Source organism: Amycolatopsis oliviviridis (assembly GCF_014654365.1).
Taxonomy (GTDB): domain Bacteria; phylum Actinomycetota; class Actinomycetes; order Mycobacteriales; family Pseudonocardiaceae; genus Amycolatopsis; species Amycolatopsis oliviviridis.
Map to the genome: position 1 here is coordinate 312,415 of NZ_BNAY01000007.1, position 13,553 is coordinate 325,967.

General features: G+C 67.8%; 10 protein-coding genes. 9 read left to right on the forward strand and 1 reads right to left on the reverse strand.

Translation table 11 applies throughout. From position 1 onward, the window contains the following. Positions 1 to 13: 13 nt before the first annotated feature. Positions 14 to 3,991: a type VII secretion protein EccCa gene (eccCa, locus tag IE302_RS29355; RefSeq protein WP_191257663.1), complete on the reverse strand. Its 3,978-nt coding sequence runs from the start codon at positions 3,989 to 3,991 to the stop codon at positions 14 to 16. A 132-nt stretch (positions 3,992 to 4,123) separates the two neighbouring features. Here eccCa and eccD point away from each other — a divergent pair, with 132 nt between their 5' ends. The 9 genes from eccD (at position 4,124) to IE302_RS29400 (ending at position 13,494) form a co-directional block, all read left to right on the forward strand. Next, a complete protein-coding gene (gene eccD, locus IE302_RS29360) occupies positions 4,124 to 5,518 on the forward strand; it encodes a type VII secretion integral membrane protein EccD (RefSeq protein WP_191257664.1) in 1,395 nt (464 codons plus the stop codon). After that, positions 5,518 to 6,939 (forward strand): type VII secretion protein EccB, encoded by a 1,422-nt coding sequence (gene eccB / locus IE302_RS29365; protein WP_191257665.1) that lies wholly within the window; start codon positions 5,518 to 5,520, stop codon positions 6,937 to 6,939. The genes eccD and eccB overlap by 1 nt, the downstream gene beginning before the upstream one ends. 258 nt (positions 6,940 to 7,197) lie before the next feature. Beyond that, a complete protein-coding gene (locus tag IE302_RS29370; RefSeq protein WP_191257666.1) occupies positions 7,198 to 7,527 on the forward strand; it encodes a hypothetical protein in 330 nt (109 codons plus the stop codon). Between the two features lie 45 nt (positions 7,528 to 7,572). Next, positions 7,573 to 7,866, forward strand: a complete 294-nt coding sequence (locus IE302_RS29375) for a WXG100 family type VII secretion target (protein WP_191257667.1) — start codon at positions 7,573 to 7,575, stop codon at positions 7,864 to 7,866. Positions 7,867 to 7,952: 86 nt separating this feature from the next. Continuing rightward, on the forward strand, positions 7,953 to 8,399 hold the full coding sequence (locus IE302_RS29380) for a hypothetical protein (protein WP_191257668.1): 447 nt from the start codon (positions 7,953 to 7,955) through the stop codon (positions 8,397 to 8,399). Positions 8,400 to 8,488: 89 nt separating this feature from the next. Then, positions 8,489 to 11,059: a large repetitive protein gene (locus IE302_RS29385; protein WP_229907989.1), complete on the forward strand. Its 2,571-nt coding sequence runs from the start codon at positions 8,489 to 8,491 to the stop codon at positions 11,057 to 11,059. A gap of 3 nt (positions 11,060 to 11,062) precedes the next feature. Further along, complete coding sequence (locus IE302_RS29390; RefSeq protein WP_191257669.1) at positions 11,063 to 12,691, forward strand: WXG100 family type VII secretion target; 1,629 nt, start codon at positions 11,063 to 11,065, stop codon at positions 12,689 to 12,691. A 1-nt stretch (position 12,692) separates the two neighbouring features. Beyond that, on the forward strand, positions 12,693 to 13,160 hold the full coding sequence (locus IE302_RS29395; RefSeq protein WP_191257670.1) for a YbaB/EbfC family nucleoid-associated protein: 468 nt from the start codon (positions 12,693 to 12,695) through the stop codon (positions 13,158 to 13,160). Next, positions 13,153 to 13,494 (forward strand): WXG100 family type VII secretion target, encoded by a 342-nt coding sequence (locus IE302_RS29400; RefSeq protein ID WP_191257671.1) that lies wholly within the window; start codon positions 13,153 to 13,155, stop codon positions 13,492 to 13,494. Before IE302_RS29395 ends, IE302_RS29400 begins: the two co-directional genes overlap by 8 nt. The last annotated feature ends 59 nt before the right edge of the window (positions 13,495 to 13,553 follow it).

A 13,553-nucleotide genomic window follows, 5' to 3' on the forward strand; every position in this document is an offset into this window, starting at 1 on the left:
CTCAAGGAAGTCTCTACGGCTCTTCCGTCTCGGTCAGCGGTGTCTGCACTAGCCGGACCGACCTGCGACGGTTGATGAACTGCGCGCGGCCGGCGGGCAGCACCCGGGGTTTGAGGTTCCCGAGGAATGCTCCCTCGGTCTTGGGACAGGACAGCAGCAGCGCCGGCGTGCCGAGCTCCCACATGCGGCGGATGGCCGAGTTGCCCATCGACCGGCTTGCACCCGCGGTGCTGCGAGCCAGGATCACGTGGATCCCGACGTCGGACGCTTGGGCGAGGACCGGCATCAGCGCCTGCAACGGGCCCGCGCTGCCCGCCGACTCGGACAGCTCGAAGTCGTCGATGATGATGTAGAGCCGTCCGCCCTGCCACCAGTCACGCAGCGGCAGCCTGCTGGGGCTGATTTCCGGCCCGGGAATGCGCTTTTCGATCACCGAGGCCGCACCCGCGATCGACTTCGTCAGTGCCTCCGCCCCGACCGCGTACTCGAGCTGGTACTCGGCTGGGATCGAATCCCGCAGTTCGCGCCGGAAGTCGCCGAACATGACGCGGGCTTCGTCCGGGCTGTGGTGCGCCACCACCGACCGGGCGATGTGCCGCAACAGGTTCGTCTTCCCGGTTTCGGCGTCTCCGTAGATCAGCAGGTGCGGGCTGGCGTCGAAGTCGTGCCATTCGGGTTCCAGGTGCACGTCCTCGAGACCGAGCGCCATCCGCATCTCGGCGGACGGTGTGGGGGCGTGCGGCCCTGGCAGATCCTTCACGAGCAGCGTCTGCGGCAGGAGCCGGACCTGTGGCGCGCGAGGTGCTCCCGGCGGCGCCAGAGACTCCGCGAGTTCGACTGTGGCGTCGGCGAGGTCGTCCGTGCGGGACTCGCCGTCGATCCGCGGCAGCGCGGCGAGGAAGTGCAGCCGGTCCGGTGTGATGCCCCGGCCGGGGATGGCGGGCACGGTGGCGGCGAACCGGCTGTTGATCTCCGAATCGACCGGGTCGCCGAGTTTGAGCTCGAAGCGGGTACCGATGACGTCCCGCAGCCAGGGCCGCATTTCCGACCACCGGTTGGACGCGACCACGAGGTGGATGCCGAAGCTGAGGCCCCGCGCGGCGAGTTCGGTGAACTTCTCCTCCAGGTCCTCGAAATCCTGGCGGATGGTGTACCAGCCGTCGATGACCAGGAAGACGTCACCGTAGGGATCGATGTCGCGGTACTGGCCCTTCGCGCGGGCGCGCCGGTAGCTGGCCATCGAATCGATGTTGTGCTCGGCGAAGATGGCCTCGCGCTTGGCCATCAGGTTCGTCACTTCGAGCACGGTGCGGGTGACCCGGTCCCGGTCGAGCCGGTTGGCGATGCTCCCGATGTGCGGCATCGCCGCGAGCGCGGACAGCGTCCCGCCGAAGTCGAGGCAATAGAACTGGACCTGCTCCGCGGTGTGGGTGACGGCGAGCGCGCAGATCAGCGTCCGCAGGATGGTGCTCTTGCCGCTCTGCGGTCCGCCGACCACCGCGGCGTTGCCCTTGCTGCCGGAGAGATCGGCGAGCAGCAGCTCACGCCGTTGCTGCGCGGGCAGGTCGATCAGTCCCACCGGGACGATCAGGTCCGCGGTGTCCAGTTCGCCGACCGGGCGCGGACCGTACCGCGGGTGGTCCACCAGTGGCGGCAGAAGCTGATCCAGCGTGGCGGAGACCTTCAGCGGCGGCAGCCACACCTGGTGCGCCCGGGGCCCGATTCCGCGCAGCCTGCCGATCAACACGTCGATGACTGTTTCGGTGCCTTCGTCGGACTGGTCGTCCTCTTCGAGCGGTTCGGGCGGGGCGGTGACGGGGGAGTCGACGAACCGCGTGCTGAACGGGACGATGTGCTGCTCGACCGCGAGACCCTTCTGCCGTCGTTTCGCCCGGTAGGGCGCGGACGAATAGGCGCCCTTGAACCGCACCAGCGACGTCGTGTCCGGCCGGAGATAGCCGTTTCCTGGGCTGTTGGGGAGTTCGTAGGCGTCGGGTACGCCGATGACGTTCCGGCTTTCCATGGCGGAGAAGGTGCGCAGGCCGATGCGGTAGGAGAGGTGGGTTTCGACCTTGTGGATGCGTCCTTCGTCGAGTCGCTGGGAGGCGAGCAGGAGGTGGACGCCGAGGCTTCGGCCGAGGCGTCCGATCATGGCGAACACGTCGATGAACTCGGGTTTGCTGGAAAGCATTTCGGAGAACTCGTCGACGACGATGAACAGCGCGGGCATCGGTTCCAGCGGGACACCCTGCGCCCGCGCGGCCTCGTAGTCCCGGCGGGACGCGTAGTTGCCCGCCGCTCGCAGATGTTCCTGACGGCGGTTCATTTCGCCGGTGAGGGCGTCCTGCATGCGGTCCACGAGTTCGAGTTCCCCGGCGAGGTTGGTGATGACCGCCGAGGTGTGCGGCAGCTGGTCGAAGCCCAGGAACGCCGCACCGCCCTTGAAGTCCACCAGGACGAAGTTCAGGTCGTCGGAGGAGTGCGTGGTCGCCAGGGCGAGCACCAGGGTGCGGAGAAGCTCACTCTTGCCCGAGCCGGTCGCGCCGACGCACAGCCCGTGCGGGCCCATACCGTCCTCGGCCGCTTCCTTGATGTCCAGTTCCAGCGGTGATCCGGCCCCCGCGATGCCGATCGGCACTCGCAGCCGGCGTTTGCCGGTCATCCGCTCGCGCCGGTATCGCACCGGATCGAAGGTCGCCACGTCGCCGATGCCGAGCAGGTTCGCGAGATCGTAGTCGGCGGCCATCGGCTCTTCGTCCTCGCTGGCCTCGCCGACCCGGAACCGCGCCATCGTCCGCGCCAGGGCGTTCGCCGCGATCTCACTGAGATCGTCGGGACGGCACAGGGCGGCGGTCTCCTGCTTGCCCACCCTGTCGAAGGAAACGGTCCGGGCCTCGTCGGCGTCGACCTCCAGGAACAGGGCTCCGGCACGCTGTTGCCAGGGCAGGGAACCGGAGACGTCGACGATGACGGCGTTGCGATAGCCCTCGTCGGCCATCCGGTGGTCGGCGGGCACGCTCACCCCGTCGAGGACGAGGACGACGAAGGGCTCGGAAGCAGTGATCGGGGTGTCGGCCTCGAACCGCGGCCTGCCGGTGAAGGAGGGACCGCCGAGCAGCAGTTCGGCCTGGTTGATGTCGTGGGCCGCGAGCCGCCGGGCGCCCGCCGCGTCCCGGCTGTCGGCGTCTTGGTTGTGCGGAAGCCATTTGAGCCAGTCCCAGCGCTCCAGCCGCCGTTCGTCGGCGCAGACCGCGATGCGGACGTCGCCGGGCGCGTGCGCCGTCGCCAGCTGGGCGAGGATCGCCCGGACCAGGCCGAGTACCGCGTCGTCGTCCCCGCTGAACTGAATCTGGCCGAAACCGCGCAGGTACACCGCGATCGGCGAATCGGGCAGGGTGTTGTAGGCGCGCATGAAGCGGCGCAGGGCGTGGGCCGTCAGCGGCTCCAGGTCCTCGATCGGCTGGCTTTCCGGCTGCACCAGCTTGTGCGCCGAACGCTGCTTGCCCAGCCCCAGCCGGATCTCACCGAAGTCGTCGTGCGCCGGCCGGCGTTCCCAGAGCCGGTAGCCGAGTGCCATGGACCACAGCGAGTGGGGATCCGGGTGGATCCAGCGGGCCGCTTTCCGCTGCGCCACCAGGGAACCGCGTACCTTCTTGCGCAACTGGCCGAGATAGCGGATGTAGTCGCGCCGGTGACCGTTCAGTTTCTGTTTGTGAGTGACGGAGTTCCTCAGCATCTGGGTGATGAGCATGCCGATGGCCGACACGACCATCAGGCCGCCGCCGACATAGGCGAACGCCCCGGCGCCGGGCCGGACGAACATCATCACCATCGCCAGCGAGCCGAGCCCCATGGGGGCGTACATCAGCACCGAACTGATCCCGCCGCCTGTGTTCTCCGGCACACCGGGTGGTGGCTGCAGTTCGATTTCGGTGTCCGGGACCGGCGGTTTGGGCCGTCGGGCCCGCCGGGCGAATAGCGTTGTACTCACGTGCTCTCCCTTGGTGAGCCGACTTCCCCTTTTTCTGGCCGGTGGTCCCGGAGCGGGCCGCGGCGACTGTTCGCGGCATTACCGTCGGGACCGGTCTCGTGGCTGGACCGGCTAGGGAAGGGCCTTGGGCTGATGGAAGAGCAAACACAGCATCGCACAACAAGCTCGGCGAGGCTACGGTTCGTTTTGGGTGATCAGGTGCGGGATCTCGCACTCCCGGCGGAGGTTCCGCTGGTGGATCTGCTGCCCGCGGTCCTCATCCAGTTCGGCGCCGAGATGATCGAGCAAGGTGCGGAACACGAAGGGTGGGTACTACAACGGGTCGGCGAGGCGGCGCTGGACGAAGACCGCACGCTGACGCAATTGAACGTCTTCGACGGCGAGACCCTCCATCTGCGGCCTCGCGCGGACCAGCTCGCCGCGATCGACTACGACGATCTGGTCGACGGCGTCGGTGAGCAGGTCCGAGAGCATCCGGGCGCGGTCACCCCCGCGCGCGTGCGCTGGTTGTTCCACACCAGCGCCATGGTCACACTCCTTCTCAGCCTGTGGCTGGTGTTCGCCGAATCCGCCTTGGTGGGACAGGTTCTGCTTTCAGCGGGACTGACGCTGGTGCTGCTGGTGGCGGGCGCTCTCGTCGCGCGCGGGGCGGCGAAGCCGGAATCGGCGGTGATCCCGGTGGCGGCCGCCGTCGGGCATGCGGCGCTTACCGGGCTCCTGCTGGTGGAGATGGTCGATCCGGCGGCGAACTCCATGGTGAAGATCACCGGGGCCGCAGCGGGTGCCCTGCTGGCCCTCATGGCCGGGCTCATCGCGGTCGCGGACGCGGCGCTGCTCTTCGTCGGCGCGATCCTGTTCGCCGCGGTCTTCCTGATCACCGGGCTGATCGGTTCGGTGACCCCGGCCACCTTCGCCCAGACGACAGCGGTCGGCTTGGTGCTGTCGCTGATCCTGGGACTCTTCATACCCACCGCGGCTTTTCGGCTCTCCGGACTGACCCTGCCGATGTTGCCGACCGGTGCCGAAGAACTGCACGAGGACATCGATTCGGTGCCGCACAAGGTGGTGGTGGATCGCGGCGCGGCGACGTTCGGCTATTCGACGGCGTTGTACACCGGGCTCGGGCTGGCGCAGGCGATCCTGCTGCCGTTGCTGATCGTCGACGGTGACGTCTGGCACATGACGCTTTCCCTGCTGATGACACTGCTCCTGCTGCTGCGTTCCCGGCATCCGAACGGGATGATCCAGCGGTGCGCGGTGCTGCTGCCCGCGGGAGCCGCGCTCATGGTGAACGTCGTCGCCTGGGGTGAGGCGATGCCGCCCGCCACCCGTTTCCTCTTGGTGATCCCGCTGATCATGATCGCCGGACTGTTCCTGCTGGGCGGGGAACACTTGCCCGGTAAACGATTCCGGCCGTATTGGGGTCGCGCGGTGGAGATCTTCGAGCTGATCACCGCGATCGCCATCCTGCCGATCCTGTTCCAGGTCCTGCACGTCTACACCTTCATGCGGAACCTGGCCGGCTGATGAAATCACGCAAAGATCAGGTCCAGGCCTACTTCTTCGTGGTGGGCAGGCTGGCCGCCGCGGTCACCCACGGGAAACCCGACATCCTGGAAGCGCCGAGCAAACGAATGACGACCGGGACAGTGCTCGGCTTCGTGCTCGCCGCGGTCATCACGGGAATCTTCGGCATCTACGGCATGTTCGTGCCCCCCACGGGGAACACCGCCTGGCGGCAGGAGGGCGCGATCGTGATGGACAAGGTGAGCGGTGCTCGCTACGTCTATCTCGGCGGGCAACTACGCCCGGTGCCCAACTATTCCTCGGCCCGGCTGGTGTCCGGCACCGGCGAAGTGACCTCTGTCGCGCCCGGCGCGCTGGCGGGTACCACCGTCGGGCAGCCGATCGGTATCCCCGACGCGCCCGATTCCCTGCCGGCGGCCGACAAACTGAACCCCGGACCGTGGTCGGTGTGCCTGCGGCCCGCCGACATCCCGGTCCGCGGACAGCCGGCGGAGGTCACCCTGCTGCTGGGCGGTCCCGGTGGCGAGGTGCTCGGCGACGACAAAGGACTGCTGGTGTCCGTTCCGGGTGGGAAGACCTACCTCGTCGCGGGCGGGAAGCGGTTCTGGGTACCGGGCCGTTCAGCCATCGCCGCACTGGGCTACAGCGCGATCCGGCCCCTCGACGTCACCTCGAACTGGCTGAACACTATCCCGCAGGGCGCCGATCTGAACGCGCCGGCCGTACCGGGAACCGGGGAGACAGGGCCGGTGCTCGAAGGACGGCAGAGCCTGATCGGCCAGGTTTACCAGGTGCGCAACACCGCGCTGGGTACCGAGCAGATCTACGTGGTCCGCCGGGACGGCCTCGCCGCGATCAGCAGGACCGTCGCCGCGCTGCTGCTGGCCGCGCCGACCACGCGGCAGGCCTATCCCGATCTTCCGGTCGAGCCCATTCAGGTGGGACCGGCGGCGCTCACCGGCGTGCCGATCACGGCGGCCTCCGGTCTGCCGAACGACCTGCCGCCGGTGCCGCCGGAAATCGTCACGCCCCCGGTCGGCACCCAGTCCTGTGTACGCCACACCTCCGGCGGCGCGGGAGATCCGAATGTGGTGACCGAGTTGCTGCCCGGCGACCGGGTCACCCAGGTCTCCGCCCCGCTCGGCAAACATCAGGCGGGCAAGACCGCCGACCGGATCTCCATTCCGGCGGGCGGGGGTCTCCTCGCGCGGAACCGGTCGGCGTCCGGTACCGGCGGCGTCATCTACCTCGTCACCGAGGTCGGGAAGAAGTACGCCCTCGCCGACGAGGGCACGATCACCGCGCTCGGGTACACCGAAGGCACCGCCGTCACCGTCGACGGGCAACTGCTCAACCTGCTGCCGACGGGGCCGGTGCTCAGCGTGGGCGCCGCCAGGGAGACCCAGGCCGTACAGCAGTGAGCGGTTGTGAAAGGAGCTTCGAGTCTCGCATTCTCAAGGGATTCTCAAGGGCTCCTTGACGAAATTGCGATTGTGCGAGAAAGGGGTTTCAGGTGGCACTGAAGTGGATTTCGTGAGCCGACTTCCTATCATTGTCCGACCAGGGCGGAAAACGGCCGAACAGGTGACTCCTGGCATTTAATCTTTGATTGTGGTCGTGCCGACTACGAAACGTAGGGCTCGTCAACGTCGTAGCAGCGAACGCAGGAGGAATTGAGAATGTCGAACACCCAGCTCAATAGCAACGACATCAACGCGCAGGCCAGGGCGCACGATGAGACCGCCGACAACATCAGCGGCCAGCTCGACCAGTTGCGGTCGCAGATCGAGATGACCCTCGCCGCCAGCAACAGCGCGGCGACCAAAGCGCTCAGCACCACCTGCACCAACTGGGTGGAGTCGATGCGCAAGTCGACGATCGAGCACCTGCGGACGATGGCGCAGAACATGCGTGCGGAGGCGGGCCACGGCGAGGCGACCGACGCCGACAACATGCAGCGCATCCTCAGCATCCCGATGGAGACCGGCAACTTCCTGGGCGCTTCCTGATCTTCAGGACCCCACCACAACCTTTTCACCTCAAGGAGACTTCACATGGCTGACGGAACGATCACTTACGACTACCCGGCGCTCGAAGAGTGTGTTTCGGCGATGCAGCAGCGCGCCAACGCCATCCAGAACGAGACCGACGACCTCGCCGCCGGTGCGCAGCGCCTCATCGACGCCGGCTGGTCGGGTGCGACGGCGGACGCCTACAAGAAGCTCGCGGACGACCTCCGGAACGACCTGGTCGCCAACCGCGAGAACCTGGAGAACCTCAAGCGTGCGCTCAGCGACGGTGCGGGCGGCATGCAGTACACCGACAAGAACGGCGCGAAGGCCTTCTGATCGTCACGGTGTGCCGGGTGTACCGCCCGGCACACCGTTTTCCTTGAACACTGCGTCAGTCGCAGCCGAAAGCGCGGGGAGTGGCCATGTCCACCAAATTCGACGGCGACGCCATCAGGGCGTCGGCCGGCAACATCGGCAAGATCATGGACGACATGAGTGCGTTCGAAGCGTTGAAGCCGCAATGGCCGAACGCGGGAAAGTTCAAACTCGCCGTCTGGCTCGAGCGGGTCGTCGACGACCGCCGGAACGGTATCGTCGCGCACGCGGAGCATCTCAAGATCGCCTTCGCGGAGATCGAGGAAAAGCTCAACGCCATCGCGAACGATTTCGAGAACGCGGACGGTGAGAACGCCGAAAAGATCAAGAACAGCCTCGCCGAACTCGAAGGCCTGATCATCGGTGAAGTCAACGACTTCGACACCGACACCGAGAACGAGCAGCACAACCACACCACGGATCCCGGTGCTGCCAACGATGCGCACGACGGTGACGGGTACAACGACAACATGAACGACGAGGTCACCACCTGACCTCGGCCTCCAACAGGAACAGGTCGGTCCGCGGGCTCACCGCGGCTGTCGGCCTCGGTATTGGCTGCCATCTCGGTTAAGGATTATTCATGTCCGATTCTCAAGGTACGCCGCCGCTGGTCGGTCAGTATGCGGCGCCTTCGCCTTCGCTGGATCCGTCGTACTTCTCCTCGGTGGAGGCGATCGACAGCGCCGTCAACGACATCGTGTTCAACTCGGATGGCTCCCAAGCGAGCTTGTCGCGGTCCACGTCCGCTGAGGCGTGGTACACGCTCGAAGGGAACGTGAACGTGGCGACGGAGGCGCTCGCGGCCATCAACGACAGGTTCGCGAAAGAGATCAAAGCGCTGAGGGACGCCCTGGAGGGCGACACCGGCGACGGTTTCACCAAGTACGCGACGGCGATCCTCAACACGAGCGAGGACGTCTACAAGACACTGGCCGAGAAGCAGTTCGGTCGCGCGATGGGCAACATCGGCCACGCCTCGCAGATCTTCGCCGACGGCTACTGGCGTATCCACGAAGCCGCTGACGAGACCAGGCAGAACCTGCTCAACTCGCTGACCACCAACGCGGAGAACCAGGTCGGCCAGGCCGAATCGGTCGCACAGGTCTCGCAAATCCAGGCGCAGTACGACCTGGACGTCAAGGCGATGTACGAGAAGATGGACATCGCGCTGCTGAAGGATCTGCAGAACGCGCTGGGCGCGCTGGGCACGCAGTACAACGACCGCGGGGCCGAACTGGTCCCGCTCTACATCTCCGACGGCAACACCGCCACCGCCGCCCCACTCGCGCAGCCCAACGAGCCCAAGCGGGTCATGCGGTCCGTGGGTCCACAGCAGACCGGGAGCGCCGGGCAGAACCAGGCCCAGCCCAACTTGCCCGCCGAGCAATACAAACCCGACACCGTCGTCTCGGGCGAGGGCGCACAGCCGAATCTGCCCGCCGAGCAGTACAAGCCTGACACCGTCGTCCCGGGTGAAGGCGCGCAGCCGAATCTGCCCGCCAGCCAGTACGGGCCCACCACCGCGATCCCGACCGAGGGGACCCAGCCGAACCTGCCCAAGGAGAAATACGAGCCCGACACCGTGGCTCAGCCGAACCTCCCCAAGGAGAAGTTCGAGCCCGGTAGTCTCGACTCGGCCGGAGGCGCCACGCAGTCGACCCAGTCGCCCGGGCCCACGAACCCGGGCGTGAGTCCGGAGGCGCAGCAGGCGCTGTCGGACGCGAAGAACGCCGCGGGCGCGGCGATCGACGGCCTGACGGATCCTGACGGCGCGTCGGGTGGCGGCGAGTCGTCCGGGGGAGCCGGCGGTCCGCTCGGCGCCGGACTCAATCCTGCTTTGGCTGACGCGAAGAACGCCGCGGGCAAGGCCATCGACGGCCTCTCCTCGGGAGCGGACGACCCGGAGCGCTCGAAGGCCCTGAAGGATGCCAAGCAGGCAGCCGACGACGCGATCGACGGCCTGACCGACCCCTCCGCCGCGCCGGGGCAGCTCACCGGAGGCCCCGAACAGGCGAAACTGGAAGAGGCCAAGCAATCGGCCGCCAAGGCGATCGACGACTTGGCCAAGCCCGGAGATTCCCAGGCCAGGCAAGAGGGTCTGGACTCGGCCAAACAAGCCGCCATGGACGCGATCGACGGTCTCGGAACGCAGGACCCGACGGCACCGGGTGCCGGTGATCCCACTGGGGCGGACCAGAACCCGAACCGTGAAGTGCTGATGGACGCGAAGAACGCGGCCGAGAAGGCGATCGACAGTCTCCTCAAGGACTGCGACGACCCCGAACGCAAGGAAGCGCTTCAGGACGCAAAGGTCGCGGTGAGCGACGCGATCTCCAAGACGGCCGCTCCCGAACACTTCCAGCGTGTCGAGGACGCGCGGAACGCGGCGGACAACGCGATCGACGGACTGCGCGGCGCCGGGGACGACGCGGGCAGGCAGCAGGCCCTGGACGAGGCGCGGGCCACTGCGGACAAGGCCATCGGCCAGATCAACGACGCCGCCGGGCTCGACGGCCCCCAGCACGATCAGGCGCTGAACCAGGCGAAGGAGTCGGCGGACAAGGCACTCGACGCGCTCTCCCAGCCCGGTGACTCGCCTGCCGAGCGGCAGGCGCTGGCCGATGCGAAGGAGGCCGTGCACAAGGCCATCGGCGAGATCGGTGGTGGCGGCGAAGACGACGCCATGCGCCAATTCCTGGAGCCCGGCAAGGGAAGTTTCGAGCCACCTCGCGGCGGGATCGGCGGCGGAGCGGGTGGTGGGCCTGCCGGGACCGGCGACATCGGCCTGACGTCGGCGGACCCATCCGCCGGTGGCGCCGGTGCCGGAGGTGCCTCGGGTGGCGGTGCGGGAGCGGGTGGTGGTGCCGCCGGTGGGCAGAGCCCCGCCAGGTTCGACACCCAGCCGTTGCAGTCCGCTCCGGCCGCGGCGAGCGCTCAGAGCGGTCCCGGCATGAGCCCGGGCGCTGCTCCCGGCGGAGCCGGCGCGCAAGGAGGCATGCCGATGTCCCCGATGGGCATGGGCGGTATGGGCGGCGGCGGTCAGCAGGACAACAAGGAACGGGAGCCGCAGATCTGGATGCAGGCCGAAGAGGGTGCCTGGGGCGACGGGGATGACGCCGCCTCGCAGAACCAGGTGCTGGGCAGGACCTGATCCGTGGAAGCCCCCGAACCCGATCCGGTTGACGACCCGGAACTTCAGCTCCTCACCGCCGATCAGCTCGCGCAGCTGATCAACGAAGTGAGCCCGAATGTCTTCTACGAGCGTGCGGCCGCGTTCGACACCGCGATGGCGAGGCTGGAACAGGTCCAGGACGACCTGCGGCGTCAAACCCGGAACCTGTGGGAAGCCTGGACCGGCCGGGGCGCGGATTCGTTCGAGGAACTGGTGCAGCGGGTGACCGGTGCCACCGGCTCGGTCGTGCAGGCCATGGCCACCCCGGGCTACGGAGAGGCCCTGCGCCGGACGGGCGACGCCCTGGCCCACGCGCAGCAGCGGATCCGTGACTTGCAGACGCAGAACCGCAGTGGCGACGTAGACGCCACCCGACAGGTTCTGCACGACCTCGGCACGGCCTATCGCGACATCGGCGTCGGCGTCGTGCCGCTTCCCGAAGCCGTCACCGAGCAGAAGCAGGCGGCCGCCTCCGGAGCTGCCGGGGGCGGGGGCGCGCGGCAGACCGTGCAGAACCTTCCGGCAGTCATCGTGCACCCGCAGACCGCCGGCCGGCCCGCCGGACACGAACCCGGTATGGCCGCGCCGGCGGCGCTGGCTCTCGCACCGATGGCGGCGTCCGCCTTTGCGTCCGGTACCGGGTCCGTGGGGCGGGGCTCGTCGGCCGCCACTCCGGTTTCGGCTTCGCGGACGGATGAGGACGCCGTCGTCCCCGCGGTGCTGGGACGGGGTGACGCGGCGGTCCCGATGGCGATGGTCCTTCCGGCGGCCGCCGGGCTTCACACGGTCGGCGCGTCCGTGCTGGGCCGTACGGCGAAGCCCGCCGCGTCCCGGCCCGCCGGAGCGAAGCAAGAACATGGCTTCGCCAAACGCGAGCGGGATCGCGAGAATGCGCGCGAGGAGCGGCCGGAGAAGGTGGTCTCTACGTCGGCGGGTCCGGAGCTTCGCGAAGCGTCGGCGCCCCAGAAGGCGAGCGCAGCGGCACAACCGGCCACCACGGCGGCGCCCGCACCTGTGGCGCCCGCGACGTCCGCAGCACCAGCGACGTCCACGACGCCCCAGGTTGCGACCGCGCACGCGACCGCCACGCAACCCCTGCCTCCGCTCCAGAACGCCCCCGACCCCGGTCGCGGACCGGTCGGTTCGTCGGCCCTGCCCGGCGGAGCCCTGTCCGCGGATATTCTGGCAGCGCCGGGCAAAGGTCCCCTGGAAGCAGCCTTGCCTGCTTCGCCCGCCTTCCGTCCGGTGCCGGGAGAAGCTGCCGGGACGACGCTGCCCGACACACCGCTGCTCGCGCCCCATTCCGCGAGTACGGGCAGAGCAGGCGATGCCGCGTTCATCGGTGGTTATGGAGGCCACATTTCCCGGGGCGCGCAGGGGCACGAAGATTCAACGAACGATCACCATCCGGCCGGTTTGCTGGGAGCGGACTCCCAAGTTTGGAATGCTTCCAGTGAGGGCGCGTTGGTACTCGGGCGCCCTGTGGCGCCGCCTCCGTCCGTCGATGAAAGCGACCGCGATCCCTTGCCGGGCAAGGAAGTCGGCGGCGCTGACCCTGCCGCGTCTTCATTGCCCGTGTTAGGTCGTCCCGATTCGCGTAAGGAGAACTGAGATGTCCACAGAGAACCGGTTCGATCCCGACGCCGGTATCGAGGAGGCCATGGCCGCGCTGGAACGGGAACGCGAGAAGCTCGGCAAGCTCAGCGAACACTGGCGTGACGGGCGGACGACGGTCCGGGCGAAGGACCAGTCCCTGTCGATGACGTTCGACGGACGAGGCGAACTCGTCGAGATGTCGTTCAACGAAGCCAAATACCGCAAGCTCGCGCCGGCGCAGCTGGCCAGCGTCGTCGTCGAGACACTGCAGCGTGGACGCGCCGAGAGCGCTGCCAAGATGTCCGAGCTCATGGGCACCGGCAGCGCGACCGGCCTGAACTTCCAGGACCTCGCCGCGGGCAAGGCGGATCCGCTGGAACTGCTGGACACCTTGATCTCGCCGATGCTCGACCAGGTGGGCGGCATGGAGGAGATCTCGTCAGGCAGGTCCAAGAACCGTGACGGGGGCGACTCCCATGGCTGAGCAGTTCCGGATCGACCCTGACGGCGTGCGGCAGGCGACGGCCGGTCTGGCCTCGGTCACCAGCGATCTGATGGCCGCGCTGGGCGCGCTCAACGGAACCCTCGACCAGTACGAAGGGTGCTGGGGTGACGACGAGATCGGCAAGAAGTTCGCAGGCGGCTACAAGGGCGACTCGGAAGGGGCCCGGCAGACGCTCGGGCAACTGACGGAGGGTCTGGGCGAGACGGTCACCGGCGTCAACAAGACCGTCGACGAGTTCGTGGGCCTGGACGAGGACAACGCCAAGGCCTTCGACCAGCAACTGGGTGAAGAGATGCGAAAAGCCGGCGGTTGAGAAAGCCGTTGCTGTGCCAAGAATGAGTCCGTGGTGGTGATCGTCGGGTAAGGAGGTGG